We start from the raw sequence: 19,260 nt of genomic DNA, 5'->3' as shown, positions 1-19,260 counted from the left end.
CGTTATGCATTGCCTTGTTTTTTCTTTAACCTAATTTAAAATTCAATGCTGAAAAAAATCATTCAGTTTTCTATACAGAACAAATTAGTTATAGGATTATTTACCCTCGCGCTTATTGCCTGGGGTGTATATTCGCTAAAACAATTACCTATAGATGCCGTACCCGATATTACAAATAACCAGGTACAGGTCATCACACTCAGCCCCTCTTTGGCTACTCAGGAGGTAGAAAGGCTCATCTCTTATCCGGTGGAGCAAACCATGTCTACCATACCCGAAATTGAACAGGTACGCTCTATTTCCAGATTCGGCTTATCGGTAGTAACCATCGTTTTTCATGATGATGTGGATATTTACTGGGCGCGCCAGCAGGTTAATGAAAAGCTTGCCGAAGCAAAGAACAACATCCCGGCAGGATTGGGGAATCCCGAAATATCTCCGATATCAACCGGACTGGGCGAAATATATCAGTATGTAATCCATGCAAAACCGGGCTTTGAAGAGAAATACAATGCCCGTGACCTGCGAAGTATTCAGGACTGGATTGTGAGGAAACAATTGCTGGGAACTCCCGGTATTGCCGAAGTAAACAGTTTCGGCGGTTTATTAAAGCAGTACGAAATTGCCCTTGATCCTGATAAGTTAAGAGGCCTTAATTTAAGTATTGCTGATGTTTTTACCGCTTTAGAATCCAGTAACCAAAATACAGGAGGTGCTTATATTGATAAAAAACCGACTGCTTATTTTATCCGAAGTGAGGGCTTAATTGGCAGTTTAGATGATATCAATAAAATAGTGGTTAAGAACAATGCCAATGGGATTCCGGTGCTTATCCGCGACATTGCCACCGTTCAGTTGGGCAGTTCTATCCGTTATGGAGCACTGACCAGGGCAACCTCCAAGGGCCATGGCGAAGCCGTTGGCGGTATCGTAATGATGCTGAAAGGTGCCAATGCCAACGATGTGGTTAAAAAGGTTAAAGCTAAAATAGAGCGGATCAATAAAACCCTGCCCGAAGGGGTTGTTGTTGAACCTTTTCTAGACAGAAGTGCATTGGTAGACCGTGCCATGGGTACCGTAGCTAAAAACCTTATAGAGGGAGCGTTAATTGTGATCTTTGTATTGGTGCTCTTTTTAGGGAACCTCCGGGCCGGATTGGTAGTCGCCTCGGTTATTCCGCTGTCCATGCTTTTCGCCATTTCGTTAATGAACCTCTTCGGGGTATCAGGAAACCTGATGAGCCTGGGTGCTATCGATTTTGGCCTGATCGTAGATGGGGCTGTAATTATCGTGGAAGCCACCATGCATATTTTGGCAGGCAATAAATTAGGCAGGGCCTATACCCAACGTGAAATGGATGCAGAGGTGGAGAAATCTTCTGTGCGTATGATGAGTGCTGCTGCTTTTGGTCAGATCATTATTCTGATTGTATATCTGCCCATTCTTGCGTTGGTGGGTATAGAAGGGAAAATGTTTGGCCCCATGGCGCAAACTGTTTCATTTGCTATTCTTGGCGCCTTCCTGCTATCGCTTACTTATGTGCCCATGGTATCATCGCTGGTATTAAGTAAAAAAGCAACGCATAAAAGGAATTTTTCTGACCGTATGATGGATTTCTTTCAAAGGAAGTATACACCGATTATACGTGCCGCTTTGCGTAAACGTATGGCTGTGGTGGCGTCGTCTATAATACTTTTAGCCATCAGTATATTGCTGTTTTTGAGAATGGGAGGAGAGTTTATTCCAACCCTCGAAGAAGGAGATTTTGCTGTTGAAACCCGTTTGCTTACCGGAAGCTCGCTTTCGCAGACCATAGATAAAGTAAATCAGGCATCTGATATCCTGGTTAAGAGATTTCCAGAGGTAAAAGAGGTGATCGGAAAGATTGGTGCAGCCGAGATTCCGACCGATCCAATGCCTATGGAGGCCTGTGATCTTACCATTATTTTAAAAGATAAAAAAGACTGGACAACCACTAATGACAGGGTAGAACTGGCCGAACTTATGGGTAAAGCCCTTGAGGATGTGCCTGGCGTAAGCTTTGGTTTTTCTCAGCCTATTCAGCTTCGCTCTAACGAGCTGATCTCGGGAGTAAGGCAGGATATCGGAATAAAAATCTTTGGAGATGACCTAAGTGCTTTAACCGATATTTCGCAAAAGATCGGCAAAATTGTTTCTACAGTTGAGGGTGCAAAAGACCTTTATCTGGAGCAGGCTACGGGTCTTCCGCAGATCGTTGTAAAGATCAACCGGGATAGGATTGCTCAGTATGGCTTAACCGTTGATAAGGTAAACCAAGCCCTTAATACCGCCTTTGCGGGCCAGTCTGCCGGAGTAGTTTACGAGGGTGAGCAGCGCTATGATATGGTGGTGCGCTTGTCGCAACAGAACAGGCAAGACATCAGCGATGTAAAAAATGTTTACGTATCGGCACCTAACGGCAATCAGGTTCCCCTTGATCAGCTTGCTGATGTAGAATTTAAGGTGGGGCCAAATCAGATCCAGCGTGAAGATACCAAGCGAAGGATCATTGTTGGATTAAATGTAAGAGGTCGCGATATTGCCAGTGTGGTAACCGAGATTGAAGAAAAGATCAACGCACAGATCAAGTTGCCAACCGGTTATTACATCACTTATGGCGGTCAGTTTGAAAACCTGAAAGAAGCAACTCAAAGGCTTTCTATTGCTGTTCCTGTTGCCCTGGCGCTAATCCTGCTTTTATTGTATTTCTCATTTGGATCGGTTAAGCAATCGGTACTTATATTTTCTGCCATTCCAATGGCGGCAATAGGTGGTATTTTTGCGCTGCTGCTTCGTGGAATGCCTTTCAGTATTTCTGCAGGAGTTGGTTTTATTGCGCTCTTTGGTGTTGCGGTATTAAATGGGATTGTACTGATCACCGAGTTTAACAGGCTCCGGAAACTTAATAAATATGGATTGGATGAAATTGTGCTTAAAGGTACAGCCATCCGCTTGAGACCAGTATTGATGACCGCAACCGTGGCTTCGTTGGGCTTTTTGCCTATGGCCATTTCAACAGCGGCGGGCGCAGAGGTTCAAAAGCCACTTGCTACCGTTGTAATCGGTGGTCTCATTACCTCTACTATTTTAACTTTAATTGTATTACCCGTGTTATATACTTATTTCGAAGGCTATAAACGTAAGCCTAAAACAGGTGTTCCAGTTGCAATAATTGTCGTTATTGCTTTGCTCACTTTTACCGTACCTGCTGCGGCAAATGCACAACAAACGTCTTTAAAAAGGATTCCGCTTACAATGGAACAGGCCGTGCAAACTGCTCTTAAAAACAACCAGGCCATGAAATCTTCAGGCCTTCAGGTAAATCAGCAACAGGCATTGAGAGGCAGTTCGACCGACTTAGGAAAAACCAATCTTGATGTGCAGTATGGACAAATTAATGGAATTAAAAAGGACAATAATTTTAGTGTTTCCCAGAGTATTCCGAATCCCGGACTGTTTAAAAATCAGCGTAATCTGTATGATGCGCAGATCAAGGGTGCAGAGATTAATGTGGCCGTTACGCAAAACGAACTGAGCTATCAGGTTAAAAGTACTTATATGCACCTTGCTTATTTTATTGCTTTAAAAGATCTGTATCAAAGTCAGGATTCCGTATACAGCAATTTCTTAAAAGCCGCTTCCTTAAGGTATGAAACAGGCGAGACGAACCTGCTGGAGAAAACCACTGCCGAAACGCAGTATAATGAAGTAAGAAATCAGATGAGTGAAAATGAATCAGATATACTGGCTTATACTTCTGAACTGCAGCGATTGCTGAATACGCAGCAACCCGTTGAAATTGTTAAGGATCAATTTACGCAGGCCGAATGGAATGTTGCAGCTGGCAATAGTGTTGGTGCAAACCCGCAACTTGCCCTGCAAAAACAGCAGATTGATATTGCCGATAAAGCACTAGGTGTAGAGAAAGCCCGTTCAGGACCTGATTTTACTGTTGGTTATTTTAACCAGTCCATTATCGGTACGCAAACGGTAAACGGACAGGACCAGTACTTTAATGGTGGTAAAAGATTTCAGGGGGTACAGGCAGGAGTGGCCATTCCGTTATTCTTTAAACCTTTTTCGGCCCGTATAAAAGCAGCCAGAATAGAAAAACAGGTTACGGAAAGTCAGTATGAACTTTTTCAGACCAATTTGCAGGGCGAATACAATAAGGCGAATCAGGCATTGCTTAAAAACTCACGGAGCATCGATTATTATAAAAAAAGTGCCCTGCCGAATGCCAACCTGATTTTGAAGCAATCGCAAATCGCGTTTCAAAACGGAGAGATCGGTTATGTAGAATATCTTCAGGGATTAAGGACGTATTCGGAAACACATTTTAGCTATTTGCAGGCTATCAATCAATACAATCAATCAGTTTATACACTTCAATACCTCAGTGGTTTATAATTAAGAAAATGAAAAGAACTATTCAAGTGACCATTTACGTCCTATTTGCTGCGGTTTTAACCTCATGCGGAGGGAATACACCGAAATCAGAAGAAACAACAGCAGTTAAAGAAACAGCAAGCGTAAACCATGAGGATGAAAATACCGTGGAATTTACCTCTGCACAATATAAGACTGCAGGCATCGCACTAGGGTCGCCGGAAATGAAAGATTTAAGTGGCTTGTTAAAGGTTAATGGCTTTATTGATGTGCCGCCACAAAATCTGGTTAGTGTTACTACGCAAATGGGAGGAATCGTAAAATCGACTCCGTTGCTGCAGGGAAGCACCGTTAGTAAAGGACAAGTGATTGCCGTTTTGCAAAATCAGGAATATGTCTTGTTACAGCAAGATTACCTGGAAAGCAAGAGCCAGCTGGAACTTGCCGATTCGGAATATAAGAGACAACAAACACTTGCAGAGCAGAATGTAAATGCAAAGAAAACATTGCAGCAGGCACGTGCGCAGTTTCAAAGTATGCTGGCAAGAGAAAGTGCGTTGAAACAAAGGTTGCAGCTGATCAACATTAATCCGGCAAGTTTGTCGGCCGCTAATATTAGGAGCCAGATCAATATTTATTCGCCAATTACGGGTTATGTAACTAAAGTAAATGTGAATACAGGAAAGTTTGTGAATCCGAATGATGCGATGTTTGAGATCGTAAATAGCGCTAATTTGCATGTTGAATTGAATGTATTTGAAAGAGACGCTTCGAAAGTTAGGGCAGGTCAACGGGTTCGTTTTTCTATGGCCAATGATACGGAAGAGCAAATTGCAGTGGTAGATTTGGTTGGTCGGGAAATTAATTCCGATAAAACGATTACTGTTCATGCCATTTCAAAAGGAAGCACCAGCTTTATTCCGGGAGCATACCTTAAAGCATATATTGAAACGGGTACTAGTAAAGTGCAGGCATTGCCGAATAGTGCTGTAGTTGATTTTGGAGGTAAGAAATACATCTTTGTTTCAGAAGGTTCGGAGAAACAAGGGATGTATTATTTTAAAATGGTAGAAGTAAGTATTGGGGTAAATGATGGCGGGTATTTAGAGGTCCAGATTCCGGAAGGTGTCGCTGTAAATGGAAAGGTGGTTTTAAAAGGAACTTATGATTTGCTGTCGAAATTGAAAAACAGTGAAGAGGCCGGGCACGGGCATTAGGGTAAAGTTGCCATGTTGCAAGCGAGTGTGCTACAGCACACTCGCTAACGCTATTTTATAGGTAGTGTAAAGTAAAATGTGCTGCCCTGGCCCAGGTTACTGTCAGCGCCTATTTTTCCATCATGTTTCTTGATGATTTCGGTACAGATGAATAAGCCTAGCCCCAGGCCAGAGTAAGCGGCATTTTTGCCATCTATCTGGTAATACCGTTCAAACAAATGAGGTATTTTTTCTTCAGGAATGCCGGGCCCTTTGTCGCTTACAGAAACCCGAATGTTCTCTTTTAGTTTGTCAATAGAAATGGTAATGTCTTTACTTTCGGGGGCATACTTAATGGCGTTATTCACAAAATTGATCACTACCTGACTAAGCCTGTCGCTATCTCCATAAATTTCCAGGGTTAAATCACCTGTGGTAATTATCGAATATTTATTTGCTGCACGAATGTGATAACACGAATCATCAACCATTTTAGCAATATTGAATTGCGTTTTGTTAAGCTCAAGATGACCCTGGTTAATCCTGCTGGCATTTAACAGGTCCTCTATTAATATACTTACTTTGTCTAAACTCCTGGTCGACATGGCAATCAATGAATTCAGCTTGTCAGAAAAGGAATCGTCCTTTAACCTGTTGATCAGCTGCATCGATGCTTTTAAGCTAGTCAGCGGTGTTTTTAGCTCATGACTGGCAATACTGATAAAATCATCTTTGTGTTGCAACAATTCTTTTATCGCCTGATCATGCATCTTTTGGGGAGTAATATCTAATGATGTTCCAACAAAGCGATAAGGCTCGTTTTTTGCATTAAAATACGCTTTACCCTTAAACTTAACCCATTTGAGTTTTTTATCTAGGTTTTCTGATGTTCTGAATTCCTTTTCGTACTCGCCATTATTGATGCCAGTGAGCGCTTGTTTCAGGGTTTTGTCTACATCAGCACGATCATCAACATGGATCATATTTATGAATTGCTGATAAGTGATGTCATGATTAGGCTTAAGGCCGAAAAGTTCTTTAGACCTGCCATCAAATATCAATTCGTCGGTAAGTGTATTGTAATCCCAGGTGCCTAAACCTGCGGCTTCTACGGCAAGTTTTAACCGTTCTTTACTTTCTTTAAATAGCAACTCCACTTCAGCCAGGCCTTGTTCAACCTTACGTTTATCCGTAATATCTTCAATTGCCAATAATATTAAGCCATCCAGTAGTCTTGAGTTTAAACTCATGATGCGCAGACCAATTGTTGGGAAAATATGGCTCACCTCAAAATCAGTTAAGATTTTTTTCTCCGGCAAGATGTTCTCCAGCAGATCGCGGAGTAGTGGAATGTTCCACTGCCGGTCACCAAGATCATAGAAATATTCACCTTCCGTTTCTTTTTTAGTGACATGAAACTTGGTGTAAAATCCATCCGTAGCCCTTTTTACCCTTAAATCCTTATCCAGAATAATCAACGGATCACGAATTGTATTTATGATGGCTTCTGTGTATACCCTTGCATTGTTTAGTTCCTGGTTACGTCCGGTGAGTTCATTGTTAATGATGTTGATCTCTTCGTTTGTGCTTTGCAGCTCTTCTTTTGAAGTTTCCAGTTCTTCGTTTAAGCTCTGTAGCTCTTCACTACCAGAAAGCAACTCCTCATTTGCGCTTTGCAGTTCCCCATGTGCCGCTTCCTGTTCTTCTGTTGCATTCCTCATTTCTGCCCTAAGCTGGGTTAGCTCCATTTCCTGCTGCTTTAACCTCAGGTCTTTGTCACTTTCAACCCGTTTTCCGGCTTTTGATAAAGGCCTTTTACGGACCGCTGAAAAACTGGTTTGGAACAAGACCAGGTAATGGACACTTTCAGGTTTTATAAGCGGGGTAACCTCTATATCAACAAATTCCTGCTGTTCATTCAGGTTAAAGATCACATTCTTTTTTCCCACAGGAGTTTGATTTTTCTTTGCCTGCTGCAATAAATTCCGGAGTTCAAAAACCAGGTCTTCCCTTGCCATTTTTAGCAGGTTTAAGCTAGCTCTTCCAGGGGACGGGGCGAGCCAGGCATCTGTTTTTCCTCTAAACTGAATAATGTCGAAGTTATCGCTTACCAGCACTCCAGAAGGTGAGAATTTAGCCAGTACCACCTGGTCGGCAAGTTTAGAAATATCCGGTTCTTCGGCTCCTTTACGTGCACTGGTGTCAACATTTTTAAAATTCTGCTCACTACCCTGTGTGGTTACCTGCATAATCCTGCCGGGAATGCCGATCCGCTGAAAAATTTTGCTTGCATGGTTGTATGGCAGAAAAAGATCTGAGTCTTTGCCAATACTTTCTGATTTTCCCAACAATAAAAAACCATGATTGGCCAGGGCATAATGAAAGGCCGTAATTGCTTTTTTCTGCAATACCGGTTCGAGATAGATTAAAACATTGCGACAGGCAATTAAGTCAAGTCTGGAGAAAGGTGGGTCTTTTAAGAAGTTATGATGTGCAAAAACACACATGTCCCGGATGCTTTTTCTGACCTGATAGTTGCCGTCAATTTTATTAAAGAACTGACGCAGACGAGACTCCGAAACACCCTCAATATCGGTAGGTCTGTAAACGCCGGTACGTGCTTTGTTAATTGCCGTTTCAGAAATATCAGTAGCAAAGATCTGTATTTTCATTGCAGAAGCTTTATCACCCAATTGTTCTGTTAAACAGATTGCCATAGAGTACGCTTCTTCTCCGGTCGCGCAGCCTGCAATCCAGATCCGTAAGGGTTCACCGTTTTTCTTCTGATCTATGATCGAAGAGAGCACAGTGGTACACAGGGTTTCGAAGATGTCCGGGTCACGGAAAAAATTAGTAACAGAAATGAGCATGTCATTGTATAGCGCGTCCTGTTCGTCCTTTTTTTCGCGCAGAACGGATAAATAGACTTCCGGTTTGTCAGTTCCCTTTAATGCCATTCTACGTACAATGCGCCTTTTTAAAGTGCTTGACTTATAGAATGAAAAATCTACCCCCCTGCGTACCCGAAGTAATGTAAGTATTTGCTTGAAAACCGCTTCGTCCCTTGAACCTTTATCTTCGGAGGGATTGATATGATTATTGTAAAAAGGTGCATTAATGGTAAGAAGATGCACTGCAATCTTTTCAGGGTTTAATACAAAATCTACTGTTTTAGCTTTTATCGCACTTGCAGGCATTTCGTTATACTCTGCAGAATCTTCATCCTGTGCAAAGGTGATTCCTCCATAGGCCTTAATTGCCTCTAAACCCAGGGTGCCGTCGTTTAATGAGCCCGATAAGACTACACCTATTGCATAACCCTGGTGCACAATGGCCAGTGAAGAGAAAAAGCGGTCTATTACTTTTACTTTATAGCGTTTATCGTCGAGTGATGAGAGTTTAAGCACTCCATCTGTAGCGGTTACGATCTTGTTTTCTGGGATAACATAAAAGTTGTCCGGTTCCAAATGGATGTCGTCTGTTATCTGATGTACGGGGATTTTTGATATTTTCTGAAGCAATTCCGGTAGGGAACTTTCATGATCAGGACTTAAGTGCTGAACAAATACGTAAGCTATTCCAGACTTCGGCGGGATGGCCTTTAAAAATCGACTTATGGCTTTTAGTCCTCCTGCTGAAGCCCCAATTCCCACTACAGGGAACTGATCATCAGAAATTTCGAGTTCTGTTTTTTTTAGTCTGGTCATGAAGTCAAATTCGACGACGATACACTTATCGCTGCCTACTCAAAGATATCAATATTAATGGTTATCCCGTCATTATTTGGCTTTAATGGGTTTAGGGATGAGGTAAAGCATGTATAATACTAAGCAAAGGCAGGCCATGTTGGCGGCAATACCATAATCGAAAGCTTTAAGGTAATCGGGGTTGGCCTTATTTGTGCTGATTTCGTAATAAAATACACCCCCCAAAATGCTGATCCCCAGGGCTGAAGCGGTTTGCTGGAAGGTGGAAAAGATGCCGGCAGCAACGCCTGCAAATTTTGCTGGGATGCTTCCTAATGCAATGGTAAGCAGAGAGGGTAGGACAAGTCCGTTGCCCAGACCGTAGAGTCCAATGAGTAAAATGACGTATAACCCGCTTACCTGCGGTTTAAAAATCAGGATCTGGAGCATAAAGGATACCATGATAAGGGCCACGCCCAATTGCAAGACGCGTTTCCCAAATTTAACGATCAGCTTAGACGCCAGCACTGCCGATATCATAAAAAGCACTGCATGCAATACGAAATACAAACCGCAATCTAAGGCAGATAAGCCAAGACCGTTCTGAAGATACACCGCGCTCATTAGTAGAAAGGCCGTATGCATCATGAAATGGAACAATACCGCGAGCAGGCCAATGTTGAATTCCCTTAGTTTAAAAAGCGAGACATCTATTAAAGGAGCGCTGTTAAGCAACAGCCTTTTCTTTTGATTGCGAATGAAGCAGGCAAAAATAAGGGCCGACGACAGTATCATGATTATACTCCACAAGGGCCATCCAGCTTCGCGGCCTTCTGCAAGCGGATAGATCAGGCAAAATAGTCCTGCAGTTAAAATCATTGCGCCGGAATAATCGAAGCTTTGCATGGTGTCTTTAACTGTCTCTGTTAGATACTTCGATATTGCCCATAACGCTGCAATTCCTATGGGAAGGTTTATCAAAAAGATCAACCGCCAGCCCTCAATTCCCAAGAAAGATTTGTCTACCAGGTATCCGCCCAATATCTGGCCTATAATAGCAGCAATACTGAGGGTAACACCGTACCAGCCTATTGCTTTTGCCCGCTCCTGAGGATCGGTAAACAGCACTTGTATAAAAGCAATGGATTGAGGAACCATGATAGAGGAGCTGATGCCCTGAAAGAAGCGGGCAATGTTAAGTTGGAGGGCCGTTTGTGTAATGCCACAGATGCAGGAGGTTAATGTGAAGAGGAAAAGGCCCCAGAACAGTACTTTCTTTTTGCCAAGGTAGTCTCCGGCGCGACCGCCAATGATCAGAAAAGCCGCACTTCCCAGCAAATAGCCTGCTATCACCAGCTGTACTTCTCCGTCGCTAGCATTCACTCCGGTTTTAATACCCGGTATTGCCATATTGATGATGAAAATATCTATTACATAGAGCATTGGCGCGGTTAAAACGATTACCAATGCAAGCCATTTTGAGTTATTTTTTTTCTTTTTCATGATAGTCTGGTCTTTTTTTTAGGCACGGCAGATCCCGCTCATTCTGATATGAATGAACGAAATGCATTTTTAATTAAGAAATCAGGAGTTTGATTTTTCGAGCTCGAGCAGCCACTTTTTTCTGGCCAGTCCACCGCCGTAGCCGGTCAAGCTTCCGTCAGTGCCAATTACCCTGTGGCACGGAATCAGGATTGAGATTCTATTCATTCCATTGGCATTTGCCACTGCGCGAACAGCTTCGGGTTTATTTAAAGCCAGGGCTTGTTGCTTATAATTGCGCGTGGCGCCATAAGGGATTTCCTGCAGAATTTGCCATACAGACTGCTGAAATTCTGTTCCGGGTGAAAACAGGGGCACTGAAAATTGTTTTCGGTTGCCAGCGAAATATTCATCAAGCTGCTGCTTTAGCAGATCGAAGTGGTGGTTGCTGCCCTGAATGATAGTGGCATTTAATTGTTTTGCGAGTGTTTTGAATTCCGTCTCCAGCATTTTTCGATCGGTAAACTCTAAAAGGCAGATGCCTTGTTTAACGGCGCAGGCAAACATAGTTCCCAGTGGTGTTTCTAATCGGGTGATATTAATGACCTGTTTATCTTTGCTGTTTAAAGGAGAAACGCCAAAGATCGCTTTAAAGGAATCACCAAAACCACTTAACGATTCATACCCGGCATCAAATGCGGCGGTGGTAATGGCTTGGCCATCCTGGATTCTTTTAAATGCAGAATTGATCCGAAACATCCGTTGGTAGGCATGAAAGGTAATGCCATGATTTTTAAGGAACCACCTTCTGATTTTGCTGGGCTCAATACCTTTTTGAATGAGGTCCCAGTCCTTAAATTTTAAAGATGGATCTGCGTTTAATTCGTCGAGGATCGATTTAATAAAATCAGGGGTCTCTCCAATTTTTTCAAGGGGGTTGCACACTTTACAAGGTCTGTAGCCTTTGCGTATGGCTTCGCTGGTCGTTTTAAAAAACTCCACATTTTCTGCCTTTGGTTTTCTTGCGGTACAGGTAGGTCTGCAAAATATGCCTGTAGTTTTAACTGCCGTTATGAAAGTCCCCTCAAAAGTGATGTCTTTTTTAAGGATGGCGTTGTACATGATTTCGTTGGTCAGCATTCTGTTTCTTTTTCTTCAAAATTAGCTTAGTTGGGTGTAGCGAACAACCGAAAACAGGACAAGTATTTTTTTGTTCTTAAACCTAAGCAGTTTTCTACAGACCTGGCGCGGATAATTGTTATATTTATAATATGGAGAAGGAAAATAAAATACCAAGCGTACAGGCGCAGATGCTAATCAGAAGGCCGGTGGCTGTAGTATTTGAAGCATTTGTTGATCCTGAGATCACCAAGCATTTTTGGTTTACCAAAGGAAGTGGCAGGCTAGAGCAGGGCAAAACAATTACCTGGGAATGGGAAATGTATAGTGTTTCCAGCGCTGTGCGGGTTAAAGAAATTGTGCCGAATAAAAAAATAGCTGTTGAGTGGGATCAATATTCAACTCCCGTAGATTTTGAATTTGAGGCATTGACTGAAGGCACTACGTATGTTACCATTACGCAGTATGGTTTTCAGACAACCGGTGATGAACTGCTTGCAGAGATCAACGGCGCAAGCGGTGGCTTTACTACTGTGGTAGATGGGCTGAAGGCTTATCTGGAGCATGGCATCAATCTGAATCTAATAGCAGACAAGTTTGCGAAAAATTAAGGGATTTTATCAAATTCCAGATCGTCAAAGAGGAAGTCGTTTGAATCGATGTTTAGCTTGAACCCGGTTATTTTTTTTTTCCGTATCCCTTATAAAAATTACTTCACCCTCGGGTACAAAGGGATCGTTAAAGATGATTTTGCAGTGATCTGCGTCTATGTGATGTAAAAAGCCCGAAAAGAGCTCCTTTGTGGGAAGCAATTCCAGAAAAGGTTTTCCTTTTTCTCGTCTGATCACCGCTTTGCCATAAGCTATGTCTTCGTATTCCCCTTCATAGCGGCTAAAATTGGGTATTGAAGCACTCTTTTTAGGCTGAGGTTTTCTTTTCTTATCCCAATCGAAAACGGTGTTTTTTCCAGACATTTCTTTGTCGGCTTCTTTCCAGTCAAATGTGTTATTTCGGGTCATGTAGCCGGTAATTGCTTTGACCAGCTCATCGTTGATCTGAGATATTTTGTTGGTAAGGATGACTATTCCAGAGCTGCTGTCGGGAAGCAACACTACGCTGGATATATAACCCGGCATCCCACCGTTGTGGTTAATTACTTTACCGTTTTTGGTGTGTTTAATATACCAGCCTAGTCCATAGCCATCGTCTTTATTAATGGAGAACAGTGTTTTGACACTTGTTAAGGTATTAATGGTGCCATCGGCTAATATGGTGGTGTCATCAATTCGGCCATGTGCAAGCAGCATCTGCATCCAGATCAGCATGTCGTCGATATTTGAATCTACACCGCCCGCAGGGCTGATGTTGTACATGTTGAGTGGTTTAATCGGTTTATTCTGGATGTGTGGCAGGGCAAAATTACTTTCGCTGGTTATGGAATCCCTGTTGGTAGCGGTGCCCGTCATTTTGAGGGGGTTGAAAATCCTTTCTTTTAAAAATTCGTCCCATGTTTTTCCGGTAACGGATTCAACAACAAGCCCCGCTACAAGGTACATGATATTCTGGTAAGCAAAATCTGTGCGGAAATTGGTTCGGATTGGTGAGTAACGGATTAACCTTGCGATATCTTGTCTGGTATTTTTTGTGCCGTACCAAAGCAGGTCGCCATCAAATGTTTTTAAGCCAGATCTGTGACTTAAAATATCGGTAATGGTAACTTCTTTGGTAATCCATGGGTCGCTCAATTTAAAATCCGGGAGGTATTTAATGACTTTGTCATCCCAGTTGATTTTTCCATCATCTACAAGTATGCCCAGTGCAGCTGCGGTAAAGGCTTTTGTGCAGGATGATATGGGGAAAATAGTTTGGGTGTTTACCGGAAATCCTTTTGCTGTGCTGGTTACACCATATCCTTTTTTAAAGATTACTTTATTGTTTTTGATTATGCCGATGGCAAGGCCAGGGATTTTGTAGTCGGCTACCTGTTTTGCAATAAACTGATCGAGATGGGTTGAATCTGTTTGTTGGCTAAAAGAAAGGTATGGGACAAGCAAAAGCAGGATTATAAAGATCTTTTGGATGGTTGTGGTTAATGACTTGTGGTTCATTGGTTTAGGGCTTGTATATCAAATATACATAAATCTGTAATTGTGTTGTTTTGATTAGTAAGGCTTGGGGATTTCCTAACGTCGAGATAACGGGAATGTGTGAGATCCCTCAGCCTATGGAAGTTTAGCGCATAAAGAATTGCTTCAGCAGATCAACTCAATTGTGGGAATTTTGCCAGAGAAGTGCAGTGCAGTTTATAAACTCAGCAGGGAAGAAAAAAACCTGAGTCACAAAGAAATTGCCCAAAGGCTGAACATTCGACAAAGACGGTTGACAACCATATGACCAGAGCATTAAGTCAGTTGCGCAGTTCTCTTGGCGGTTTGCTTACTGTGGAAGTGCTTACCTGACTGTTGAAAACCGTTAATTTAGGTTGCAATTCCTGATCTGGAGAACAGCACAAATAAAAGAATCATGATCAGTAATAGCAGCCCGTTAACCCAGTGGCGGTTCTTCCATGGTTTTAGATCTACAACCTGTTTGTTCTGTGCCATATAAGCCTTTTCCATAGGAAACAGTTTTCCGATGATTAGCATGATGGTGGTTGTTAGTAAAAAGAGGATGGCCAAGATATGCAGGAAGTGGATGCCTGTATCGAATACAATCTGAGTAAGGATGTAGCCGGTAAAACAAAATCCAAGACCTACTTTAGCAGCGATCGGAGGAACTTTTTTAGTTACAAAGCCTACAAACATAATGGTGAAAATGGGGATGCTGAAGGCCGCATTTATCTTCTGCATAAAGGTGTAGAAGGTATCGCTTGAGAAAATGATTAGCGGGGCAATGAACATAGCCAGTAAAGAGGCAAACATCTCAAATCTTTTAGAGTTTCTTAGCAAATCGGCTTCTGTAACGGTTCTTCCTTTCTTCTCTTTAAAAGGTTTGTACAAATTTAAGGTGAACAGGGTGCTGGCGCTGTTTAAACCAGGCGAAAAGGAAGTGATTGCAGCGCCAAAAATAACTGCGGCAATAAAGCCACTTAGTATGGGCGGAGATACATCACTTACCACCCTTGAAAATACCTCGGTAGTGTTTTGCATGCTGCTGTACATATGAACGGCAATTATTCCGGGCAAAATAAAAAGCAGGGGCCCAAGCAGCTTTCCGGCACAGGCAAGGGCAATGCCTTTCTGGCTGGTTTCGAGATCAGACGACGCCAATGCCTGTTGCACAATAACCTGTTCAGTTCCCCAATAAAAGAGGTTCATCAGGATCATGCCTGTAAATATGGTAGAAAAAGGGACTGCATCTGCAGATGTCCCTATGGAATTAAAATGTTCCGTTTTTGAAGTGAGGATGGTGTGTATGCCTTCCTGAAGGTTACCGTTGCCTACATGGCTTAGTCCGAAGTAAGCCAGTAATAATGCTCCGGTAAACATACAGATGCCTAAAACCAGGTCAGAGATCACGATGGCCTTTAAACCTCCCAGAATAGAATATAAACTGCCGACCAGACCTATGCACCATACCAGAATCCAGATGCTGCTTCCATAACTGATGTGCCATATATCAGAAAAATGAAACAAGCCATTCAATGCTACAGCGCCACTGTAAAGCACAATAGGAAGCAGATTTACCATGTAGCTGATCAGGAACAGGAAGGAAACCAATTTCTTTGTTCCCGGATCATACCTGTTTTCCAGAAAATCGGGAGTGGTAGACATGGCACCCTTTAAATAAACGGGGATCACAAATTCAGAAACAACCAGCATGGCAAATACTGAGCTTATTCCCCAGGCCATTACCGTCATGTTGTTCACATATACCGATTCACTGCTGCCAACAAATTCTGCGGCGCTGATGTTCGTAAAAAACAAAGCACTGCCTACAGCGGTAAAGCTTAAGGTTCGGTTGGCCAGAAAGAGACCTGCAGAGGTAGTTATTTTATGCCTTCTGGTTTTGAACCAGGAAATCACCCCTACAAGAAAGGTAACAACAATAAAGGTGATAAAGGCTGTCGCATTCATTTTTGCAGGTTATAGCGATTTTCTTCTGATCAGTACGGTAGGAATTGTTTCCTGTACTTTTTCCTTTTTCAATACCGCCTGCGCCACTTTTATACCCATTAAAGAGAAATCTGCAGAGTAGGTGGTGATGCCACCACCAATGATTTCTTTAACCACCTCGTCGTTGTGCGACAGGATGCCTATGTCTTTGCCAGGCTGTAACTGTTTTGCCTCGCAATCTTTAAGTATTTTCCATATTTCGGAGTTGTTTAGGGTAAAATAAACCTTTCCCTTTTCTACGCTGCCGGGCTCATATTCGTTTAATATCCTGGCGTTTACCTTAAAATCTTTAGTGAATTTTTTAAATGATTTAATGATCTCAACCGGATCCAGAGAGCCAGGTACGTGGAAAAAGATCATTTCATCAAATTTCTTTATGGTATCTGCCAATTCTGCCAATATTCTATAGGTAGACTGTTCAAATTCCTGAGTAATGTAGTTGAACTCGCCTTTAAGCGGTTCATAGCGGTCGAACATAATGAACTTGTTGCTCGGCAGCATGTCCAGCAGATGTTTGGTTTTTGGATGTGGTATAGGTGAAATCACATACACCCCATACTTTCCTTTAATCATGTTCAGCATGGTTTCGAACATGGTGATGTTGCCATGGTGAAAAAAAACATCGATATGTACATTTGGCCCCAGTTCATTTCTGAAGTTCCGGTAGAACTGCTCCTGAAAGGAGTCGATAAGGTACATAAGCAGTGCCACCTTTAAGGTTTGTTCAGTATCGTCATTTGCAACAAAATAGCCAAGTCTGTTTTTTGACTCCACTATTCCGCGGCTGATGAGTTCTCTGTATCCTTTCATTACGGTTTCCCTTGCAAAACCAAGTTCCTTGATCAGGACGTTTATAGAAGGCAGCGCCTCTCCTTTAGAAATGATTCTTTCGTCGATAGCATTAATTATACCCTGTACAAATTGCTCGTGTTTGGAAAAGGATGGTACTTCTTCAAGTTCCTGTATTTTTTCAAAAATGGTTATCATATTGATAGGTTGGGCTACACTAGTCTATAGGTATAAAAAATGTTTGTTTTAGTTTTTATTTCACAAGGTAATAATTTTTAGTTAATCATTAAATACAAATTAAGGCACTTATGAAAGTAAAATTTGCAATTATAAAAAAACTTCCTTTATATTTACTTAATAATAGAACAGCATAGACTAGACTAGAAAGAAAAACTGTTCTATTCCTAACCAAAACATAACCAAATATGAACGTGAAACTTACTATCGAAAAGTTGGGCTATCCTGATTTTCTCTGGAAAAAGCTTATTCTATTACTGCTCTTTTTTGTTTTTTGTGCCCAGGCATTTGCTCAGCAGCAGATCACCGGAAGGGTAACAGACAATAATAGTGGCTTGCCCAATGCCACGGTACGTGTAAAGGGCACGCAGCTTGGCACCAAAACAGATGATGAAGGGAAATTTAAACTGAGTGTCCCGGATAATGCGGTGTTGATTTTCAGTTATATCGGTTTTACCGATCAGGAGATAGCTGTGAACGGCAGGAAGCACATTGAAGTGCAGCTAACAGAAGCAGCAGGCTCCGGACTGAACGAGATCGTTGTTGTAGGTTATGGTACAAAAAAACGTGCAAACCTGACAGGAGCTGTGTCAACAGTTAGTGGTGCGGAACTGGGCAAATCACCATCAAGCAATTTAACCAACTCTATCGCAGGTCAGGTTCCCGGGCTAATTGTAAATGCCCGAAGCGGCGAACCGGGTAACGACAATGCAGATATATTTGTTCGTGGAAAGGGTACGCTTGGTAATTCAGGTGCTTTGATAGTTATTGATGGAATTCCGGACAGGGCAGGCGGTTTCGCCAGGTTAAATCCGGCGGATATAGAATCATTTAGTATAATAAAAGATGCAAGTGCTGCTATTTATGGTGCAAGAGCAGCTAATGGTGTTATTCTGATTACAACAAAAAGAGGCAAGTCGGGCAAGCCTGTACTTACACTTGGAACCAACTGGGCCAGCACCCAGCCAACACGCGTTCCTCAGATGCTGAGCTCATATCAATATGCGCAGGCAACAAACGAATACGATGCCTTAGTGGGGCAACAACTTACATGGACAACAGAAGCTATTGAAAAATTCCGTAATGGGTCAGATCCCTTAGCTTTTCCAAATACCAATTGGTGGGATGCAGTGATGAAAACACGTGCATTACAACAAAATCACATCATGTCACTAAGTGGAGGAACAGATAAGGTAAGTTATTTTTTTTCGGGCCAGCACCAGAAACAAGACGGAATTTACAAGCAGGATGCAGCTTATTATAAGCAAGATCAGGCAAGGGCAAACGTGGATGTGAATGTGACCGATAACTTTAAAATCGGAGTTGATGTATCGTACCGTAATGAATTTCGCAATGCTGCAAAAAATGGTTATGATGCTGGAAGTATTTTTAGAGAATTATGGTTAGCCTATCCATACTTAACCCCTGTTTATAGCAACGGACTTGTTGGTGTAGGTATTGGTGGCGGCCCCGATAACAGCATGATGTATGTTACCTCTGGCGAAGCAGGATACCAGCGGTTTACTACCGATTATCTGCAAACAAAAGCATCATTTAGCTGGAAACTGGACAAAATTACACAAGGACTATTTGTAGATGGTTATTACGCTTATGACAAAACCCTATCTAAAACAAAATCCTTTACCAAAACGCCGCCACCGGCATATAGGTATGATCCCGCTACAAAAGACTATGTAAAGGTAACCTCATCAATAGCACCATCGCTTATTGAACAAAGAGGCAACATTGGCGAGAGGTTGCTCAATTTAAAACTGGGATATTCAAAAACCATCAGTGATCATAGCTTTGATGCCTTCGTGGCCTTTGAGAGCTTTAAGGGGAATACCGATATCATTAATGCTTCAAGGTCAAATTTCTTGAGTAACAGTCTGGATCAGTTGTCAGCAGGAAGCCTTATTGGTCAGCAAAACTTTTCTGATGCTGCAGAAGCTGCCCGTATCAATTACATCAGTCGTTTATCTTACAATTATAAGAGTAAATACCTGATTGATTATACTATGCGCTACGACGGTTCACAAAACTTTCCTGAAGGAAAACGCTATGGATTTTTTCCAGGAGTTTCTGCAGGATGGCGTATTTCGCAGGAAGACTTCTTTAAATCGGAAGTGATCAATGAGTTAAAATTAAGAGCATCTTGGGGTAGAACCGGTAATGATAGGGTGAGTGATTTCAATTACCTGCAGACCTATTTGCTGGGTACTGGTT

General features: G+C 42.2%; 10 protein-coding genes. 4 read left to right on the top strand and 6 right to left on the bottom strand.

Translation table 11 applies throughout. The features are described 5' to 3' along the window. Positions 1-45: 45 nt before the first annotated feature. Both AC1DG9_RS05120 and AC1DG9_RS05115 read left to right on the top strand, forming a co-directional pair. The gene (locus AC1DG9_RS05120; RefSeq protein ID WP_337715730.1) at positions 46-4,431 is read left to right on the top strand and encodes a CusA/CzcA family heavy metal efflux RND transporter; all 4,386 of its coding nucleotides are present in this window, start codon (positions 46-48) and stop codon (positions 4,429-4,431) included. An 8-nt stretch (positions 4,432-4,439) separates the two neighbouring features. After that, positions 4,440-5,627: an efflux RND transporter periplasmic adaptor subunit gene (locus AC1DG9_RS05115; protein ID WP_337715728.1), complete on the top strand. Its 1,188-nt coding sequence runs from the start codon at positions 4,440-4,442 to the stop codon at positions 5,625-5,627. Positions 5,628-5,677: 50 nt separating this feature from the next. Here the strand turns inward: AC1DG9_RS05115 and AC1DG9_RS05110 are convergent, their stop codons facing one another. The 3 genes from AC1DG9_RS05110 to AC1DG9_RS05100 form a co-directional block, all read right to left on the bottom strand. Beyond that, the gene (locus AC1DG9_RS05110; protein WP_288879891.1) at positions 5,678-9,313 is read right to left on the bottom strand and encodes a CheR family methyltransferase; all 3,636 of its coding nucleotides are present in this window, start codon (positions 9,311-9,313) and stop codon (positions 5,678-5,680) included. A 72-nt stretch (positions 9,314-9,385) separates the two neighbouring features. Then, positions 9,386-10,795, bottom strand: coding sequence for an MFS transporter (locus tag AC1DG9_RS05105; protein WP_288879892.1), 1,410 nt, complete (start codon positions 10,793-10,795; stop codon positions 9,386-9,388). Between the two features lie 81 nt (positions 10,796-10,876). Then, a complete protein-coding gene (locus tag AC1DG9_RS05100) occupies positions 10,877-11,914 on the bottom strand; it encodes a bifunctional transcriptional activator/DNA repair enzyme AdaA (protein WP_288879894.1) in 1,038 nt (345 codons plus the stop codon). Between the two features lie 131 nt (positions 11,915-12,045). Between AC1DG9_RS05100 and AC1DG9_RS05095 the strand changes: the two genes are divergently transcribed. Beyond that, positions 12,046-12,504: an SRPBCC family protein gene (locus AC1DG9_RS05095; RefSeq protein ID WP_288879896.1), complete on the top strand. Its 459-nt coding sequence runs from the start codon at positions 12,046-12,048 to the stop codon at positions 12,502-12,504. A gap of 24 nt (positions 12,505-12,528) precedes the next feature. Here the strand turns inward: AC1DG9_RS05095 and AC1DG9_RS05090 are convergent, their stop codons facing one another. The 3 genes from AC1DG9_RS05090 to AC1DG9_RS05080 all read right to left on the bottom strand — a co-directional run bounded on the left by AC1DG9_RS05090 (position 12,529) and on the right by AC1DG9_RS05080 (position 16,995). Then, positions 12,529-14,001, bottom strand: a complete 1,473-nt coding sequence (locus AC1DG9_RS05090) for a serine hydrolase (RefSeq protein ID WP_337715726.1) — start codon at positions 13,999-14,001, stop codon at positions 12,529-12,531. A gap of 369 nt (positions 14,002-14,370) precedes the next feature. Next, positions 14,371-15,969 carry a solute:sodium symporter family transporter gene (locus AC1DG9_RS05085; RefSeq protein WP_172660814.1) on the bottom strand — a complete coding sequence of 533 codons (1,599 nt, stop codon included), beginning with the start codon at positions 15,967-15,969 and terminating at the stop codon, positions 14,371-14,373. A gap of 9 nt (positions 15,970-15,978) precedes the next feature. Next, positions 15,979-16,995 carry a GntR family transcriptional regulator gene (locus AC1DG9_RS05080; RefSeq protein WP_172660813.1) on the bottom strand — a complete coding sequence of 339 codons (1,017 nt, stop codon included), beginning with the start codon at positions 16,993-16,995 and terminating at the stop codon, positions 15,979-15,981. Positions 16,996-17,222: 227 nt separating this feature from the next. On the opposite strand from AC1DG9_RS05080, the gene AC1DG9_RS05075 reads away from it, so the two are divergent. Continuing rightward, a partial coding sequence (locus tag AC1DG9_RS05075) for a SusC/RagA family TonB-linked outer membrane protein (RefSeq protein ID WP_477634369.1) occupies positions 17,223-19,260 on the top strand: 2,038 nt, incomplete at its 3' end.

The sequence above is a fragment of the Pedobacter sp. 05L430 genome (assembly GCF_056397585.1).
The sequence above is the reverse complement of the archived record's forward strand: the minus strand, read 5'-3'. Positions and strand labels throughout refer to the sequence as shown.